General features: G+C 65.7%; 17 protein-coding genes. 14 read left to right on the forward strand and 3 right to left on the reverse strand.

The window, feature by feature from the left end; genetic code table 11:
- Positions 1-187: 187 nt before the first annotated feature.
- Together AC13D8_RS14090 and AC13D8_RS14095 are read right to left on the reverse strand one after the other, a co-directional pair.
- A complete protein-coding gene (locus AC13D8_RS14090; protein ID WP_482969455.1) occupies positions 188-1,162 on the reverse strand; it encodes a KpsF/GutQ family sugar-phosphate isomerase in 975 nt (324 codons plus the stop codon).
- 115 nt (positions 1,163-1,277) lie between these two features.
- Complete coding sequence (locus AC13D8_RS14095; protein ID WP_482969347.1) at positions 1,278-1,928, reverse strand: sugar transferase; 651 nt, start codon at positions 1,926-1,928, stop codon at positions 1,278-1,280.
- A 297-nt stretch (positions 1,929-2,225) separates the two neighbouring features.
- Here AC13D8_RS14095 and AC13D8_RS14100 point away from each other — a divergent pair, with 297 nt between their 5' ends.
- From AC13D8_RS14100 to AC13D8_RS14125, 6 genes are all read left to right on the forward strand, one after another.
- Positions 2,226-3,770, forward strand: coding sequence for a class I adenylate-forming enzyme family protein (locus AC13D8_RS14100; protein WP_482969348.1), 1,545 nt, complete (start codon positions 2,226-2,228; stop codon positions 3,768-3,770).
- Positions 3,757-4,404 carry a DsbA family oxidoreductase gene (locus AC13D8_RS14105; protein ID WP_482969349.1) on the forward strand — a complete coding sequence of 216 codons (648 nt, stop codon included), beginning with the start codon at positions 3,757-3,759 and terminating at the stop codon, positions 4,402-4,404. Before AC13D8_RS14100 ends, AC13D8_RS14105 begins: the two co-directional genes overlap by 14 nt.
- A 5-nt stretch (positions 4,405-4,409) precedes the next feature.
- Positions 4,410-4,733, forward strand: a complete 324-nt coding sequence (locus AC13D8_RS14110) for a potassium channel family protein (RefSeq protein WP_482969350.1) — start codon at positions 4,410-4,412, stop codon at positions 4,731-4,733.
- Positions 4,734-4,759: 26 nt separating this feature from the next.
- On the forward strand, positions 4,760-5,956 hold the full coding sequence (locus AC13D8_RS14115) for an MFS transporter (protein ID WP_482969351.1): 1,197 nt from the start codon (positions 4,760-4,762) through the stop codon (positions 5,954-5,956).
- A gap of 446 nt (positions 5,957-6,402) precedes the next feature.
- Positions 6,403-8,607: an NADP-dependent isocitrate dehydrogenase gene (locus tag AC13D8_RS14120; protein ID WP_482969352.1), complete on the forward strand. Its 2,205-nt coding sequence runs from the start codon at positions 6,403-6,405 to the stop codon at positions 8,605-8,607.
- Between the two features lie 347 nt (positions 8,608-8,954).
- Positions 8,955-10,169 (forward strand): NADP-dependent isocitrate dehydrogenase, encoded by a 1,215-nt coding sequence (locus AC13D8_RS14125; RefSeq protein WP_129434241.1) that lies wholly within the window; start codon positions 8,955-8,957, stop codon positions 10,167-10,169.
- Positions 10,170-10,175: 6 nt separating this feature from the next.
- Here the strand turns inward: AC13D8_RS14125 and AC13D8_RS14130 are convergent, their stop codons facing one another.
- A complete protein-coding gene (locus tag AC13D8_RS14130) occupies positions 10,176-10,382 on the reverse strand; it encodes a DUF6356 family protein (protein ID WP_104019052.1) in 207 nt (68 codons plus the stop codon).
- Between the two features lie 120 nt (positions 10,383-10,502).
- Between AC13D8_RS14130 and AC13D8_RS14135 the strand changes: the two genes are divergently transcribed.
- From AC13D8_RS14135 to AC13D8_RS14170, 8 genes are all read left to right on the forward strand, one after another.
- Positions 10,503-10,970 carry an Lrp/AsnC family transcriptional regulator gene (locus AC13D8_RS14135; protein ID WP_482969353.1) on the forward strand — a complete coding sequence of 156 codons (468 nt, stop codon included), beginning with the start codon at positions 10,503-10,505 and terminating at the stop codon, positions 10,968-10,970.
- A 71-nt stretch (positions 10,971-11,041) separates the two neighbouring features.
- Positions 11,042-12,496: a glucose-6-phosphate dehydrogenase gene (gene zwf, locus AC13D8_RS14140; protein ID WP_129434245.1), complete on the forward strand. Its 1,455-nt coding sequence runs from the start codon at positions 11,042-11,044 to the stop codon at positions 12,494-12,496.
- The gene (gene pgl / locus AC13D8_RS14145) at positions 12,493-13,173 is read left to right on the forward strand and encodes a 6-phosphogluconolactonase (RefSeq protein ID WP_482969354.1); all 681 of its coding nucleotides are present in this window, start codon (positions 12,493-12,495) and stop codon (positions 13,171-13,173) included. The genes zwf and pgl overlap by 4 nt, the downstream gene beginning before the upstream one ends.
- 5 nt (positions 13,174-13,178) lie before the next feature.
- On the forward strand, positions 13,179-14,768 hold the full coding sequence (gene pgi / locus AC13D8_RS14150; protein ID WP_482969355.1) for a glucose-6-phosphate isomerase: 1,590 nt from the start codon (positions 13,179-13,181) through the stop codon (positions 14,766-14,768).
- Positions 14,769-14,965: 197 nt separating this feature from the next.
- Positions 14,966-15,286: an H-NS histone family protein gene (locus AC13D8_RS14155; protein ID WP_482969356.1), complete on the forward strand. Its 321-nt coding sequence runs from the start codon at positions 14,966-14,968 to the stop codon at positions 15,284-15,286.
- 78 nt (positions 15,287-15,364) lie between these two features.
- Complete coding sequence (locus AC13D8_RS14160) at positions 15,365-16,846, forward strand: ABC transporter substrate-binding protein (RefSeq protein ID WP_482969357.1); 1,482 nt, start codon at positions 15,365-15,367, stop codon at positions 16,844-16,846.
- Positions 16,847-17,052: 206 nt separating this feature from the next.
- Positions 17,053-18,108 (forward strand): ImmA/IrrE family metallo-endopeptidase, encoded by a 1,056-nt coding sequence (locus AC13D8_RS14165; protein ID WP_482969358.1) that lies wholly within the window; start codon positions 17,053-17,055, stop codon positions 18,106-18,108.
- Positions 18,109-18,573 (forward strand): PIN domain-containing protein, encoded by a 465-nt coding sequence (locus AC13D8_RS14170; protein ID WP_482969359.1) that lies wholly within the window; start codon positions 18,109-18,111, stop codon positions 18,571-18,573. It abuts the gene before it with no gap.

An 18,573-nucleotide genomic window follows, 5' to 3' on the forward strand; every position in this document is an offset into this window, starting at 1 on the left:
CAACGGTTCTTCAGGGCACTTTATTTCTGATTTCCCGAAAAACATGCAATCGGTGCGCTAGCTTAGCCAAATCGCCTGTCCGGGGGGCGGACATGCGATGGCGCGGCGGCCTTCGGCCTTGAATCCGCGCCGGGACCAGATCGTCCAACGTCCGCTCACGGCCAATACCGCCTGCGGCAAACCCGCCTCAGGCCACCCCTGCCCGAAGGCAATCATGGATATGCAAGAGACCGCGCAGCCGTCCCTCTTCTCCGACCACCAGAAGCGCGCCGATCTTGTGACGGTTCATCAGGCCGAGCGCCTCCGAGAGCAGCATCTCGGGTGTCGCGATGCGCGGATCGGGGGTCGCCACGGCTCCGGCTGTCCGCCCCATCAGCCCGTCGAGGTTGCGCCGCAGATCGCCGTCGGTGATGACCCCGCGCAGGCGGCCCTCCTCGACCACCGCTGCCACGCCGAAGCCCTTGGCGCTCATCTCCACCAGCGTCTCGCCCATGCCCGTGTCGGGGGCGACGACCGGCAGCGCATCGCCGACATGCATCACGTCGGACACCCGCAGGAACTGCGCCCCCAGCTTGCCGCCGGGGTGAAACACGTGGAACGCCTCCGCCGAGAAGCCGCGCGCCTCCATCAGCGCCACGGCGAGCGCGTCGCCCAGCGCCAGCGCGCAGGTGGTCGAGGTGGTGGGCGCCATGCCGATGGTGCAGGCCTCGGGCGCGTCGGGCAGGATCAGCGCCACCTCCGCCTGGCGCGCCAGCGTGCTGCCCGCCACCCGCGTGACCGCAATCACCGGGATGCCGAAGCGGCGGGTGTATTGCACGAGGTCCGACAATTCCCGTGTCTCGCCGGAATTCGACAAGAGGATGCAGACATCGCCGCCGGCCACCATGCCCAGGTCGCCGTGGCTCGCCTCGGCGGGATGCAGGAACAGCGCGGGCGTGCCGGTCGAGGCAAGCGTCGCCGCGATCTTGCGCGCCACGTGGCCCGATTTGCCCATGCCGGAAACCACCACCCGCCCCGGTGCATCCAGCACCAGCCGCACCGCGCGGGCAAAGCCCTCTGGCGGATCTTCGGCCATCGCGGCAAGCGCTGCCGCCTCCATGCGCAACACCCGGGCGGCCACGGCTCGCAGACGATCGCGCTCCGTCGCCCGCTCTGGCGTCATGTCGGATCGGGGACCATCGGATGCGCCCATCTGCCTGCCCTCCCAGCCGGTGCACCTCCCGCCATAGCGGCAGGCCGCGCCGGGGACAAGCCCGCCTGCACCGGGCACCGGCGCCTCAGCACCCCCTGCGGCAGACCACCGTGACCAGCGTGCGCCAGAAAAGATAGAGGTCGAGTCGCAGGCTCATCTCCGCGACATAGCGCAGATCCAGCGCCACCTTCTGCCGCGTGCCCTCGATGCAGTCGACATAACCAAGATCGGTCTGCGCCAGCCCGCTGATGCCGGGGCGCACGTCGTGGCGGCGGCGATAGCCGGGTATGCTGCGCACGTAGCGGCGCGCGTGGTGGAAATAATCGGGCCGTGGGCCGATCAGGCTCATCTCGCCGCGCAGCACGTTGACGACCTGCGGCAACTCGTCGATCCGGCTGCGCCGCAGGAACCGGCCCAGCGGCGTGATCCGCTCCTGCTCCAGCGGGTCGTCGGCGCGGCGCGTCACCCGCGCCACGGGCCGCATGGTGCGGAACTTGATGGCCCCGAACGCGCGGCAGGCGCGGCCCATGCGGGGCTGGATGAAAAAGACCGGACCACGGTTGAAGACCGGGTTGACCAGCACCAGCAACACGGCCACGACCGCCACCACCGGCAAGAGCAGAAGACTGACCGCGACATCCAGAACCGGCTTGATCCACCGTCGATATGCCCTGTCCCGAGGACGCGGTGACGGGACATGCTCTGCCAGGTGCGAATCGAAAACCTTGTACTTCAACCGAACATCCCCCTAAAGCCGCACCGACGCATCACTCTTAACGTGATTGAAAGTCACCTAATGCAACTTTAGGTTGCTTAGCATTTTACAACTTTCCCGAATAGAAAATTCTCTTCATATATTCTTGCGTTGCATTTCGAATACCGTTCTCATACCGCCGCGCGCGCCCTATCCATTCTGATAGTCGCTTGATCTCAGACGGTTTTTCCGGTTCCCGATGCCAGCCCAACTGCCCGGCAAGAAAATGCCAGCCGTGCCCCCCTTGCATCCGCCGCGCGGCCCGCCTAAGCCCCGCCCATGACCGCGATCTTCGACGAGGGGCCGCCGCCGCCCTGCCCCGCGCCCTTCAACCTTGCCGCGCATGTGCTGGCCGCCGCTGCGCGGCGACCGGACAAGGTGGCGCTGGCCGTGATCGGGCTGTCGGGCGCCGAGAGGTGGAGCTATGCGCGGCTCGAAGGGGCGGTGCGCGGCACCGCGACGGGGCTTCTCGCGCAGGGGCTCGCCCCCGGCGACCGGGTGCTGATGCGGCTGGGCAATACCGTGGAATTCCCGCTCACCTATCTCGGCGCGATCACCGCCGGGCTGGTGCCGGTGCCCACCTCCAGCCAGCTCACCGAGTCAGAGGTCGCGGGCGTGATCGCCACGACCGAACCGCGGCTGATCCTGCGGGGCGGCGGCATCGCCTGCCCCGACGACACCGGCCTGCCGGTGCTGGACGAGGCCGCGCTCGACGCCATGCGCGAGCTGCCCCCCGCCGACTGGCACATTGGCGATCCCGACCGGCTCGCCTATGTCATCTACACCTCGGGCACCTCCGGCATCCCGCGCGCGGTGATGCACGCGCACCGCGCCATCGTCGCGCGCGAGATGATGCACGCGGGCTGGTATGGCCTGGCCGAGAGCGACCGGCTGTGCCACGCAGGTGCGTTCAACTGGACCTTTACCCTCGGTACCGGGCTGCTCGATCCGTGGCGCGCGGGCGCGACCGCGCTTATCCCCGCCGCCGGGGTGACACCCGCGCAATTGCCGCTGCTGCTCAAGCGCCACGACGCCACGCTCTTTGCCGCCGCCCCCGGCGTCTATCGCAAGATGCTGGCCACCGACACGGACCGACCGCCGCTGCCGCCCCTGCCGCGCCTGCGCCACGGGCTCGCCGCGGGCGAGAAGCTGTCGGACGCGATCCGCACCCGTTGGCACGAGGCCACCGGCACCACGATCCACGAGGCCTACGGCATGTCGGAATGCTCCACCTTCATTTCTGCCAGCCCCGACCGCCCGGCGCCGCCCGGCACGCTGGGCCGCCCGCAGCGGGGCCGTCGCGTTGCCATCGTCGACGCGGACGGAACGCCGGTGGCGCATGGCGAGGAGGGCACCATCGCCATCCACCGCGACGATCCCGGCCTGATGCTGGGCTACATGGGCGCGGCGCAGGCGACGGCAGAGAAATTCGCGGGCGAGTGGTTCCTCACCGGTGATCGCGGCACGATGGACGAGGACGGCGCCATCACCTACATGGGCCGCGCCGACGACATGATGAACGCGGGCGGCTATCGCGTCTCGCCCATCGAGGTCGAGGCGGCGCTCGGCCTCCATCCGGGCATCCACGAGGCCGCCGTCACCGACATCGAGGTGAAAGAGGATGCACGCCTCGTCATGGCCTTCTATACTGGCCCCGAACCGCTCGACCCTGCGGAGCTAGACGCCCATTGCCGCGCCCGGCTCGCGGCCTACAAATGCCCGCGCGGCTTCTTTCACGTCGAAAGCCTGCCCACGGGTGCCAACGGAAAACTCCTGCGCCGCGCCCTGCGGCCGATATACGAGGCCCTCAATGGTCCGGCTTGACATCATCTCCGACCCGATCTGCCCCTGGTGCTACATCGGCAAGACCCTGCTCGACCAGGCGCTCGCGCAGCGCCCCGATCACCCGTTCGAGATCCACTGGCAGCCGTTCCAGCTCAACCCCGACATGCCACCCGAGGGCATGGACCGTCGCGAATACCTGGAGGCCAAGTTCGGCGGACGCGAGGGCGCGGCGCGGGCCTACGCGCCGGTGCTGGAGCGCGCCGAGGCGGCGGGGCTCGACATCGACTTCGCGTCGATCCCGCGCACGCCCAACACGATCGACGCGCACCGCCTGCTGCACTGGTCCGAGGTCGAGGAATGCCAGACGCCGATGGCGATGGCGCTGTTCCGCGCCTATTTCCACGAGGGGCGCGACATTTCCGACCACGAGGTGCTGGCCGATCTGGCCGACGGGCTGGGGCTCGACGCGGCCCTTGTCGCGCGGCTTCTGGCCTCGGATGCCGACCGCGAGGAGGTCGCCGCTCGCGATGCGCAGTTCCGCCAGATGGGCGTGACCGGCGTGCCCACCTTCATCGTGGCCGGCCAGCACGCGGTGCCCGGCTGCCAGCCGCCCGAAATGTGGCTGCAGGTGATCGACGACATCGCCCGGCAGGCGGTGAACGGCGCGGGCTGAGAGCGATGCGCGCGCGCACGCTTCTCGCCCTGCTCGCCGCCGTGATCGTCGGCGGCACCGTGTTTTTCCGCCTCGTCGAGGGGTGGAGCTGGCTCGACAGCTATTTCTTCACCGTGGTCACGCTCTCGACCGTCGGCTATGGCAACCTCGTGCCGGCCACGGTCGCGGGCAAGATCGGCACCACCGTGTTCATCATCGCCGGTCTCGGTATCTTCGCCGCGGCAATCCAGCGCTTCGGCTTTCACGCCATTGCCCGCCACCGCCGCGACAGCGAGGAGGAAGCCGAGGCCCGCCACAGCCTCGCCGCCCAGCGCAGCAAGAAGAAATGACCGCCCCGCAGCCCCCCGCGCGCCCCATGCCGCCGCGCGCGGAATTCATCGCGCTGATGGCGATGATGGCCGCCTCGGTGGCGTTCTCGATCGACGCGATGCTTCCCGGTCTGTCGGCCATCGCCACCGATCTCAGCCCCGCCGCACCAAACCGGGCGCAGCTTGTCGTCACCGCCTTTCTGGCCGGGCTGGGGCTGGGCACGCTGATCGCCGGGCCGCTCTCGGACAGCTATGGCCGCCGCCCGGTGATCCTCGGCGGGGCCGCGATCTACATCGGCGGCGCGGCGCTGGCGGTCATGGCGCAATCGCTCGACACGCTGCTCGCGGCGCGGGCGGTTCAGGGCTTGGGTGCGGCGGCGTTCCGCATCGTGGCGCTGGCGATCATCCGCGATGTCGCCTCGGGGCGCGACATGGCGCGGCTCATGTCCTTCGTGATGATGGTGTTCGCGCTCACCCCGGCGATGGCCCCGCTCATCGGCGCGGGGCTGATCGCGCTGGCGGGGTGGCGGGCGGTGTTCGCGGCCTTCATCCTCTTCGCGCTCATCCTCTCGACATGGATGATGCTGCGCCTGCCAGAGCCGCTGCCATCCGCGCGCCGCAGCCCGTTCCGCCTGCGCCCGCTCGTGCGCGCCCTGCGCGCGGTGGTGGCCCACCCCGTCACCCGCCGCGCCATCGCGGTGCAGATGCTGGCGATGACCACGCTCTTTACCTCGCTCAGCGTGGTGCAGCCGACGTTTGACATGACCTTCGGGCGCGGCGTGGAATTTCCCTTCTGGTTCTTTGGCATGGCGCTGGTGGCGGGCAGCGGCAGCCTGGTGAACGCGCGGCTCGTGGTCCGCTTTGGCATGGTGCGGATGGTGCGCGCGGCGCTCACGGTGCAGGTGGCGCTCACCTCTCTGGCGATCCTCGCATGGGTCACGGGGCTGCCGCCCGGACCGCAATTCGCCGTGTTCCTCGTCTGGCAGACGGGGGTTTTCATGCAGGCGGGATTCACCCTGGGCAATCTCAACGCGCTGGCGATGGCGCCGATGGGAAGTGTCGCGGGCATGGCGGCGAGCGTGACCGGCGCGGTCGCCACGCTGGGCAGCGTGGCGCTCGCCATCCCCATCGGCCAGCAATTCGACGGCACGCCGATGCCCGCGCACCTGGGCGTGCTGGCGGCGGTGCTGGCGGGGCTGGCGCTGCTGCACGGGCTGCGCGGCACGGCGGCGGAGGCGGTTTGATGACGGGTTTGGCGGCCGGGCGGGCGTTGCGAATGGCCTTGAGCGGACGTTCAGGCCTTAGTGAAAATGCGCGGAATCAAGGCGTGCTTGCACGCCGCCGCGCATCGCCGGGCCGCCCCCACGGCACGGCGATTTGGCTACAACCTGCGCGCCGCTGAAGTCTTTTTCGGATTTGGCCGCCATTAAGCACGCTAGCAAGACCGTCGGATCGCCGCGCCGCGGCCCGTCGATGCGCGGCTAACCGCAACGTCCCCTCAAGCCCAATAACCCGCCACCGCACCCGACAACGCATATCGTGTGTCGCAAGGTGGCGCCGGAGCCCCTTCCGCGCATTTCTTTATGTATACCGTCGCATACTATCTTTCCCACGCCGCGCTTTTCCGCTATGAGGCGCCCAAGCGGACGAGTCGTCCGGACCGCACCGGATCGCAAGGAGGAGCCCAGAGATGGCCAACACCGACATTCCCGACATCATCTACACCAAGGTGGACGAAGCGCCCGAGCTCGCCTCGGCCTCGCTCCTGCCGATCATCCGCCACTTCGCATCCGCCGCGGGCATCACGGTCGAGACCCGCGACATCTCGCTCGCCGGGCGCATCCTCGCCGCCTTTCCCGACCACCTGACCGCGGATCAGCGCCAGCCCGACCACCTCAAGGCCCTGGGCGAGATCGTCAAGACGCCGGGCGCCAACGTCATCAAGCTGCCCAACATCTCTGCCTCCGAGCCGCAGCTCGTGGCGGCAATCCGCGAATTGCAGGGCCAGGGCTACGCGCTGCCCGATTACCCCTACGATCCGACCACCGAGGACGAGAAAGCCGTCCGCGCGCGCTATGACGCGCTCAAGGGATCGGCGGTCAACCCGGTGCTGCGCGAGGGCAATTCCGACCGCCGCGCCGCCCCCGCGGTCAAGAAATACGCGCAAGCCAATCCCCACCGCATGGGCGAGTGGACACCCGACAGCAAGACCCGCGTCGCCACCATGTCGGCGGGCGATTTCTTCTCCAACGAGCGCTCTGCCACCTTGCCCAAGGCGACCGGCGCGAAGATCGTGCTGGAGACGGCAGACGGCGAAACCGTGCTCAAGGACGGGCTGAGCTACCCCGAGGGCACCGTGGTCGATGCCACCTACATGAGTGCGCGCGCCCTCGACGCCTTCCTCGCCGAGGAGATCGACAAGACCAAATCCGAGGGCATCCTGTTTTCCCTGCACATGAAGGCCACGATGATGAAGGTCTCGGACCCGATCATCTTCGGCCACGCGGTGCGGCAGTTCCTCGCGCCCGTGTTCGAACAGTATGGCGACGAGATGAAATCGCTCGGCGTCTCGCCCAATGCCGGGCTCGGCGACCTGTTGGAGCGCGTCAAGGACCGCAAGGATATCCTCCAGGCCATCGACGCCTGCATGGCCGACCGCCCGGCGATGTACATGGTCGATTCCGACCGTGGCATCACCAACCTGCACGTGCCATCGGATGTCATCATCGACGCCTCGATGCCCGCCCTCATCCGGGGCGGTGGCAAGGGCTGGGGCCCGGACAACAAGGAACATGACGCCGTCTGCGTCATCCCCGACAGCAGCTACGCGCCGGTCTATGACGAGGCGATCAGGTTCTTCAAGGAGAACGGAAAACTGAATCCCGCCACCGCCGGAACGGTGCAGAATATCGGCCTCATGGCGCAGAAGGCCGAGGAATACGGCTCGCATCCAACCACCTTCGAGATGCCCGAGGGCGGCACCGTGAAGATGGTGCTCGACGATGGCACCGTGCTGCATCAGCATGAGGTCGAGGCGGGCGACATCTGGCGCTCGGCCTCGGCGCGCAAGGCGCCCATCGAGGATTGGGTGAACCTCGCCATCGCCCGGCAAAAGGAGACGGGCTATCGCGCGATCTTCTGGCTGGACGCGGCCCGCGCCCATGATGCCGAGTTGATCTCTTACGTGAAACCCATCCTCGAAGCCGCTGGCGTCACTGACAAATTCGAAATCATGGCCCCGCGCGAAGCAACCCGCGCATCGCTGGACACGATCACCAAGGGCGAGAACACCATCGCCATCACCGGCAACGTGCTGCGCGATTACCTGACCGACCTCTTCCCAATCCTCGAGCTGGCCACCTCGGCCAAGATGCTATCGATCGTCAAGCTGATGCAGGGCGGCGGGTTGTTCGAGACCGGCGCGGGCGGATCGGCCCCCAAGCATGTCCAGCAGCTTCAGGCCGAGAATCACCTGCGCTGGGATTCCTTGGGCGAATTCTGCGCGCTGGCCGAGAGCCTCAAGTTCCTCGCCCAGACCCACGACAACGCCCGCGCCCGCATCCTTGGAGAGGCGGTCGAGGCCGCAACGCAAGGCGTGCTCGACCACGACCGCTCGCCCTCGCGCAAGGTGGGCGAGCCCGACAACCGCGACAGCCACTACTGGTTCGCCCGCTACTGGGCCGAGGCGCTCGCCGCACAATCGGATGACGCAAGCCTCGCACAGGAATTCGCCCCGGTGGCCCGCGCGCTGGCCGAGGGCGAAGCGCAGATCACCGGCGAGCTGGCGGCGGCACAGGGCAGCCCGGCGGATATCGGCGGCTACTACCACCCCGACGCCGGGAAACTCGCCTCGGTGATGCGGCCCTCGGCGACGCTGAACGCGATCATCGGGTGAGGTGCGCGGTTGGGGGGCAGGTGATCGGTTTTGGCCTTGAGCTGCCGTTGCGATCTTACCCCCGCGCGGAGCAAAGGCGTGCTTGCACGCCGCCGCGCGAGCGCCTGACCGCCCCCTCGGGCGGGCGCTTCTGCAACGGTTCAAACAACGGAAATATAAGAGGTATCTTTCACCATAAATCGCAGAGCGTAACCCGTTTTGCGCCCACCCGGCGGTCGGGCGCTTGCGCAGCTCAGCGCTTGTTTCTCAACACCTGCTACAGGCCAATGCCGCCGCCCAACCCTTCCCGCACGACACCACCGCTGATATAGCCAGACCACACCCACCCCAACCGCGGAGCGCGCCCCATGTCCAAGATCAAGGTCGAGAACCCCATCGTCGAGATGGACGGCGACGAGATGACCCGCATTATCTGGGATTTCATCAAGCAGAAACTCATCCTCCCCTATCTCGACGTGGACTTGCTCTATTACGATCTCGGCATCGAAGAGCGTGACCGCACCGAGGATCAGGTCACCATCGACGCGGCGGAAAAGACCAAGGAGGTCGGCGTCGCCGTCAAATGCGCGACCATCACCCCCGACGAGGGTCGGGTCGAGGAATTCGGCCTGAAAAAGATGTGGCGCAGCCCCAACGGCACTATCCGCAACATCCTGGGCGGCGTGGTGTTCCGCGCGCCGATCATCTGCCGCAACGTGCCCCGCCTCGTGCCCGGCTGGACGCGCCCCATCGTGATCGGTCGCCATGCTTTCGGTGACCAGTACCGCGCCACGGACATGAAATTCCCCGGCCCCGGCACGCTCAGCATGAAATTCGTGGGCGAGGACGGCACCGTGATCGAGGAAGAGGTGTTCCGCGCCCCCTCGTCGGGCGTCTACATGGGCATGTACAATCTCGACGCCTCGATCATCGACTTCGCCCGCGCCTCGATGAACTACGCGCTGGACTTGGGCTGGCCACTCTATCTCAGCACCAAGAACACCATCCTCAAACAATATGACGGCCGCTTCATGGAGCTGTTCCAGAAGGTCTATGACGAGGAATTCGCCGAGAAATTCGAGGCCAAGGGCATCGAGTATCAGCACCGGCTGATCGACGACATGGTGGCCTGCGCGATGAAATGGAACGGCGGCTTCGTCTGGGCGTGCAAGAACTACGACGGCGACGTTCAGTCCGACACCGTCGCGCAGGGCTTCGGCTCGCTGGGGCTGATGACAAGCCAACTGCTCACCCCCGACGGCAAGATCATGGAGGCAGAGGCGGCGCACGGCACCGTCACCCGCCACTACCGCCAGCACCAGCGCGGCGAACAGACCTCGACCAATTCCACCGCCTCGATCTTCGCGTGGTCCGGCGGGCTGCGCCACCGCGCCAAGCTCGACGACAACGCCGCGCTTGCTCATTTCGCCGAGACGCTGGAACGGGTGGTGGTCGAGACCATCGAATCGGGCGACATGACCAAGGATCTCGCGCTTCTCGTCGGCCCCGACCAGGGCTGGCGCACCACGATGGGCTTTCTGGAGAAGATCGACGAGAACCTCGACGCAGCACTCGGAGGCTGAGCGCCCTTAGCGCCCCCGGTTTTGCGTTTTCGCGTGCATCTCCGCGATCATCCGGCTTGCCGTCCGCTCGAAAACGCAAGGGATGATCGCGTGGATCAACGCCGCGCCCCCGGCCGCGAACAGCCGCAGCGCAAACCACCCGGCAAAGGCGGCATGTTCGGTATAGCTCTCATCCACACTGCGCGGATGATCGAGAAAGAGCCTGCTCAGCATCACTTCTGTCCTCCTGTTCGGGTTTCGCGGACAGGGTAACGCGACAGCAGGGTGACATTGTCCCATTTTTCCTTCCCTGATCACTTTCCTTGGGAATATTTCCACAGTATCATCCAGATCATGAGCATCATTGACGATATCGACCGACGGATACTCGCCGAATTGCAGCGCGACGCGAGCCTCGCCCTCGACGCGCTGGGCGCAAGGGTCGGGCTGTCGCGCAATGCCTGCTGGCGGCGTGTCCGTGCGCTCGAATCCGCCGGCGTGATCCGCGCCCGCGTGGCGCTGCTCGATCCCGCACGCATCGGCCTGCCGCTCACCGTGTTCATGCAGTGCCGCGCCGGCGCCCATGACGCCGCCTGGCTCGACACCTTCGCCCGCACCATCGGCACGCTGCCGCAGGTACAGGGCGTGTGGCGCATGAGCGGCGATCTCGATTACCTGATCCGCGCGCAGGTGGCCGACATGGCCGATTACGACCGGCTCTACCGCGCGCTCATCGCGCGGGTGCCGATGGGCGACGTCTCGGCCAGCTTCGTGATGGAGGAAATCCGCGCCACCACCGAGTTCCCGCTCAACCACGCCTGAACAACCGCCCACCATTGTGACCGCGCAGAACCGTGCTAAGGTCACGCGCGGGCAATCAGGGGAATCGGAGCATGGCCTCTCGGGTGATCCCGGTCGATCCGTTCGACCTGGTGATTTTCGGCGGCACGGGCGATCTCGCGCGGCGCAAGATCCTGCCTGCGCTCTATCGCCGGTTCGTCGCCGGGCAGTTCGGGGCCGATACGCGGCTCACCGGCGCCGCCCGCAGCGAGATGGACAGCGACAGCTATCGCGCCATGGTGCGCGACGCCCTCGACGAGTTTGCCCCCGAGGCCGCCGCCGACACGTCCTGCCGCGATGCCTTTCTCGACATGCTCGCCTACGTGCAACTCGACGCGCGCGGCACCGAGGGCTGGGAGGCGCTCGCCGCCCGGATGCGCGCGGGCCGCATCCGGGCCTTCTATTTCTCCGTGGCCCCCGGCCTCTTCTGTGACCTGGCCGAGCGGTTGCACCACCACGGGCTCGCCGACGACCGCGCCCGCATCGTGGTGGAAAAACCCTTCGGCCACGATCTCGACAGCGCCCGCGCCCTCAACCGCACCCTCGCGCGGTATTTCGACGAGGGCCACATCTACCGGATCGACCATTATCTCGGCAAGGAGACGGTGCAGAACCTGATGGCGATCCGCTTCGGCAATGTCCTGTTCGAGCCGCTGTGGAACAGCCAGTATGTCGATCACATCCAGATCACCGTGGCCGAGAGCGTGGGCGTCGGCGGGCGCGGCGATTACTACGACCGCGTCGGCACCATGCGCGACATGGTCCAGAACCACCTGATGCAGCTCCTGTGCCTCATCGCGATGGAGCCGCCCGCCCGCTTTGCCCCCGATTCGGTGCGCGACGAAAAGCTCAAGGTCATCCGCGCCCTCGACCCGGTGGCGCGCGCCGACGCGGTGCGCGGACAATACGAGGGTGAGGGCGACCAGCCCGGCTACCGCGACCAGGTCGGCAATGCCGAGAGCACGACCGAAAGCTTCGTGGCGCTCAAGGTGCATGTCTCCAACTGGCGCTGGGCCGGCACCCCCTTCTACCTACGCACCGGCAAGCGACTGCGCGCGCGCACCAGCGAGATCGCGGTGGTGTTCAAGGACGCGCCGCACTCGATCTTCGGGGCCGAGGCCGGGCGCCACCGCAACATCCTGATAATCCGTCTCCAGCCCAACGAGGGGATCGAACTGGGCGTGACGATCAAGGAGCCGGGACCGGGCGGCATGCGCCTTGTCGACGTGCCCCTCGACATGACCTTCGCCGAGGCGCTGGGGCCGGAAGAGACCGATTTCCCCGACGCCTACGAACGGCTTATCATGGACGTGATCCGCGGCAACCAGACGCTGTTCATGCGCGGCGACGAGGTCGAGGCGGCCTGGGCCTGGGCCGACCCGATCATCGCCGGGTGGGACGCGGACGGCGAGGCCCCCCTGGCCTACGCCACCGGCTCGGCGGGACCCGAGGATGCCCTGATGCTCATGCACCGCGACGGGCGGCGCTGGCGGGAGATAAGACCATGAACCTGACCAAATACGCAGATGCCGAGATGATGGCGCTCGATCTCGCCAACCTGCTGGCCGGCGAATTGCGCACCGCGCTCGACCACAAGGACCGCGTGCTCTTCGTGGTGCCAGGCGGCACCACGCCAGGGCCCATATTCGATGCGCTCTGCGATACCGACCTCGAATGGGATCGCGTGGACGTGCTCTTGTCGGACGAACGCTGGCGGCCCGAGCTTCATATCCGCTCCAACACGCGGCTCATTCGCGCGCGTCTGCTGACCGGGCGCGCGGCGGCGGCGCGCTACCTGCCGCTCTATGCCCGCGCCGACACGCCCGAGGCGGTGCTCGCGGAACTGGAATCCAACATCGCCCCGGCCCTGCCCATCGACATCTGCCTGCTGGGCATGGGCGCGGACATGCACACCGCCTCGCTCATCCCCGGCGCCGACGGGCTCGAGGCGGCGCTCGACCCGGATGACGCTCCGATCCTCGCCCCGATCCGCGTGCGCGGCGAGGAAGAGCCCCGCGTCACCCTCACCGCGCGGGTGCTGACGGGCGCGATCAACACCCATGTCGTCATTACCGGCGAGAAAAAGCACCGCGCGATCGAGCGCGCGCGCCACCTGCGCGCGATCGAGGCCCCCGTTGCCGCCGTGCTCGATGGCGCGACAGTCCATTGGGCGCCGGAGGACTGAGGCCCATGTGGGACGAGGTGAGAGCGGCGGCCCACGCCGCCCGATCCCGCCGGATCACGGATCTTTTCGCCACCGACCCGGATCGCGCCGCGACCTTCTCGGTGGCCGCCGACGGGATGCTTCTCGACTGTTCCAAGACCACGATGACCTCGGCCGACCGCGACACGCTGCTCGGGCTCATCGACGCGCAGGGGCTGGCGGCGCGCCGCGACGCGATGTTCGCGGGACAGCCCGTCAACGAGACCGAGAACCGCGCCGTGCTGCACACCGCGCTGCGCGATCTCACCTCCGAGGCACTTACCCTCGCGGGCACCGACATCCTGTCCGATATCCGCGCCACCCGCGCCCGCATGGCGGCTTTTGCCGATCAGGTGCGCGCGGATGGCTGGCGGGACGTGGTCAATATCGGCATCGGCGGCTCGCATCTCGGCCCCGAAATGGCCACCCGCGCGCTCAGCCCCTACCATGACGGGCCGCGCTGCCATTTCGTCTCCAACGTCGACGGGGCCGACATCGCCGACACGCTTCAAGCGCTCAACCCGGCGCGCACGCTGTTCATCGTCGCCTCCAAGACCTTCACCACCGTCGAGACGATGACCAACGCCGCCACCGCCCGCGACTGGCTCGTCTCCCACGGGCGCGACGCGGGCGCGCAGATGGCCGCCGTCTCCTCGGCCACCGACGAGACCACGGAATGGGGGATCGACACGGCCCGCGTGTTCGGATTCGGCGATTACGTGGGCGGGCGTTACTCGGTCTGGGGGCCGGTGGGTCTCGCGCTGATGATCGCCATCGGGCCGCACCGGTTCGAGGAATTCCTCGCCGGGGCGGCGGCGATGGACGCCCATTTCCACACCGCACCGCCCGCGCGCAACATGCCGGTTATGCTGGCGCTCACCGGGCTCTGGCACCACCAGGGCTGCGGCCACGCCACCCGTGCGGTGCTGCCCTACGACCAGCGCCTCGCCCGGCTTCCCGCCTATCTCCAGCAACTCGAGATGGAATCCAACGGCAAGGGCGTCACCATGTCCGGCGCGCCGCCGCCCGCGCCCACCGGGCCGGTCGTCTGGGGCGAGCCGGGCACCGGCGGGCAGCACGCCTTCTACCAGCTCATTCACCAGGGCACGCAGGTGGTGCCCTGCGAATTCATGGTGGCCGCAGAGGGGCACGAGCCCGCCCTCGCCCATCACCACCGGCTTCTGGTGGCCAATTGCCTCGCACAATCCGAGGCGCTGATGCGCGGGCGCAGTGAGGCCGAGGCGCGCGAAATGCTGCGCGCCGCCGGGCTCACCGGCGCGGAACTCGACCGGCAGGCCGCGCACCGCGCGTTTCCGGGCAACCGCCCCTCCACCACGCTGGTCTACGACCGGCTCACCCCGCACCGGCTGGGCCAGATCATCGCGCTCTACGAGCACCGGGTTTTCGTCGAGGGGGTGGCGCTCGGGATCAACTCTTTCGACCAATGGGGGGTGGAACTGGGCAAGGCGCTCGCCACCGAGATGGCCCCGCTGATCGACGGCGCGGATGCGTCGGCCAAGGACGGCTCGACGCGCGCGCTGCTCGCGTTCTTGCGCAGGGCCGGTACTGATCGCTGATCTTCCTGGCCCGAGATGGACGCGCGGCCCCATCGCGCCCCCAGAGGAACTTCAACCATGAAGTAATGAAATGACGTTTCCTCTTGGCAAAAATTCGCGATTTCGTCATTTCCTTCCAAAGGGGCTTGCGATTTGGAATTGCCGTTCTGTAAAAGGCGATCTATCTTTACGCACTTATAGGAAAAAGAGGCACCTGAATGGCCAATCCAGATCTCAACGCGCTTTCCCTCAAGGAACTGCGGCAATTGCAAAAAGACGTGGCGCGCGCCATCAACAGCTACGAGGAACGGCAAAAGGCCGAGGCCCGCGCCAAGCTTGAGGCGATGGCCCATGAATTGGGTTATTCGCTGGCCGAACTGGCGCCATCGTCCAAATCCGGCGCCAAGGTTCCGAAATACTGCCACCCCGAGGATCCGCGCCTCACCTGGTCGGGTCGCGGGCGCAAACCGCGCTGGTTCACCGAGGCGATCGCCGCGGGCCATAGCCCCGACGACATGCTGATCGCCAAGCGCGGGTGAGCCCGCGCGTCGAAACGTGATCGCGGGGCATGCGCAAAACATTTGCCTTGGCGGGCCCGGCTTGCCAAGACTTGTGACATGACGCGCCCCGCTTTCCTCGCCCTCGCCGCGCTCCTCTGCGCCACCGCTGCCCTCGCAGAGCCGCGCGGCACGTTCCGCCACGCCCACAACGTGGGCTTCGGCGCACAGTCGAGCCTCGACCCGGCCTCCAAGGGCCGCGTCCTCCAGATCATCGAGAAAATCCAGAGCCGCCTTGTCCGCCCCGGGCGCGACGGCACCCCGGCGCCCGATCTCGCCACCCGGTGGTATCCCAACGAGGACGGCACCGTCTGGACCTTTCATATCCGCGAGGGCGTGCGTTTTCACGACGGCAGCACGCTCGACGCGGATGACGTGGTCTACTCCCTCGCCCGCGTCATCGACCCCGATTACGGAAGCCCCGCCCGCGCCGCCGTCAAGATGATCGAAACGGTCGAGGCCACCGGCCCGCACACCGTGCGTATGGCGCTATCCTCCACCTTCGCCGATTTCCCGCTGCAACTGATGGATCCCCGCCTGCGCATCATCCCCGACGGCTCGGGCGACACGGTGGACCAGACCGGCATCGGCACCGGGCCCTTCCGGGTGGAGAAATTCGACCCCGACGGCAACACCATTCTCACCGCCTATGACGCGTATTGGGAAGGGCCCCCCGCGCTGGAGCGGATCGAGGTGATCGGCGTGCCCGACGCGCAGGCGCGGCTACAGGCGTTCCTCTCGGGCCAGCTCGACATGGAGCGCGGGATCGCCCCGGTGCTGCGCCGCGCGCTCGACAAATCCCTGCGCTACCAGCTTCTCGAAATCCCCACCGGCAACTGGATGGGCCTCGTCTTCCGCGCCGATTACCCGCCCTTCGATGACGCCCGCGTGCGCCGCGCCCTGCGCATGGTGGTGGACCGCGAGGAAATGCTCGCCCTCGCCCTCGACGGTGGCGGCGTGCCGTCCTGCGACACGCCGGTGGCCCCCAATGATCAGTACCGCCTGACCATGTCCTGCCCGCCCGACCCCGAGCGCGCCCGCGAATTGCTGGCCGAGGCAGGCTACCCCGACGGCATCGACGTCAATATCCACGTCTCGTCGCTGGACCCGAGCTGGCCGGTGCTGGGCGTCGCGTTCCAGGAACAGGCCGCCGCCGCGGGCATCCGCGTCACGCTCGACAACGCCGCCGCCGATGGCTACTGGTCCAATGTCTGGATGAAGAAACCCGCCTTCGCCACCGCCTGGGGCGCCCGCCCCGCCGACCAGGTGCTCAACGAGGCGTTCCATTCCTCGGCCAAATGGAACGAGAGCCACTACCACGACCCCAAATTCGACCGCCTGTTAGAGGCCGCCCGCGCCGAGCTCGATTTCGACAAACGCCGCGCGCTCTATCACCGGGCGCAGCGCCGCCTGACAGAGAACTCCGGCACCCTCATCCCCTTCCACGTCACGCAACTGGTGGTGCTATCCAACCGCGTGACGCACTTTGACCCGGTGCAGAACGATGCCTTGCGGTGGCATCTGGTGTCGGTGGTGGATTGAGGGGGGATGATTTTGTCCGTACTCCCGGTAGTTAGGTGGCAACCGATGCCTTGAGGACGAAGTTGAACGCTGTTTAACACAAGGTTTCTGTTGCAAGTAAAGCTCGATTACTGACATCTAAGAAGGTAATGGCCAGAGAGCAGATTCCCATAACTCCAAGAGTCCTACGGTGGGCACGAGAAAGAGCACGCCTCTCAGTAGATGAGATGCGCGCCGAGTATCGTGACATAGAAGCGTGGGAAGAAGGTGAATCTTGTCCAACATATCCTCAGCTTGAACGGCTTTCGGAAACCTTAAAGGTGCCGGTCGCTGTGTTTTTCTTCCCCGAACCACCTGAGGTGCCGCCTATCCGGGAGTCCTTCCGGACCTTACCAGATGTGCAGTTCGACGCGCTGCCTAGAGACGTGCATTACCTACTGCGCAAGGCAAAGGCGCTTCAGATCAACCTTGCCGAGTTGAACGAGGGCAGGAATCCAGTTGATCATTTCATCCTTCACGATCTTCGCTTCGCGCCTGACATGGACATCCCAGCAATGGCGCAGCGAGTGCGTCACTATTTGGGCATAACGCTTAACACGCAAACAGGGTGGGCAGATACCGAAACTGCATTTTCGGCGTGGCGTGAAGCGTTGGAAGCTCGCGGTGTCGCAGTTTTTAAAGATGCTTTCAAGAATGACTTTTATTCTGGGTTCTGCTTATATGATGATACCTTTCCTTTGATTTATGTGAATAACTCCGTAAAGACACGGCAGATTTTTACTATTTTTCACGAATTGGCGCATCTTCTTTTTCATACGAGCGGAATCAATACGCTAAGCGATGAGCCTGACGATGAACTACCAATCCCAAACAGGCAGATCGAGATAGTTTGCAACCAATTCGCGGCTGAATTTTTACTCCCCGCAGCACAATTTGAAGCAGACATGCGAGATCTAAGACCGACAGAAGAAACGGCAGAGATTCTTGCAGATCGTTATCACGTTTCGCGAGAATCGATCTTTCGGCGCTTTTTGGACCGTGGAGATATCACTGTAAACCAATATCGGGACGCTGCTAATCGATGGATTGGGCAGCGCCAGAGAGGAAGTGGAGGGAACCATTACTGGACCAAGATAGCGTATCTCGGAACCAACTATATCGATCTAGCTTTTTCCCGTTACTATCAAAATCGCATCTCGGAACCGGAACTCGCCGACTACCTAGATACGAAAGTGAAAAACCTTCCGAAACTAGAAAGTTATTTTGCGAGGAAGGTCATTTAAATGTATGTTTTTGACACCTCTCCTTTATCAAACCTCTTTCGGCATTTCTACAGGCGAAGATTTCCAACTCTTTGGGAAAGTTTTGATGAACTCATCGCGAATGGTGACGTAACTTCCACGCGTGAAGTTAAGCGAGAGTTGGAGCGTTATGCTCACGTTAATGAAGATTGGATGCGTGACAATGCTGCCATCTTTACAACACCTACAGCAGCGGAAGGGGGAATCATCCGCAACATTTACGCTGTTCCCCATTTTCAACAGAATATTGAGCTAAAGAAAATTCAAAAAGGAGGGTTAAACGCTGATCCTTTTGTTGTTGCGAAAGCTCTCGTGGGGGAAGGGACGGTGGTCACGCTTGAAGGTGCTCCGCCCAACGCAGCGAAAATACCGAACATCTGCCGCCATTTTAACGTTCGCTGTCTAAATCTCGAGGAATTTATGGAAGAAGAAGGTTGGCAATTCTGA

It is taken from the genome of Roseovarius sp. B-10 (assembly GCF_056859295.1).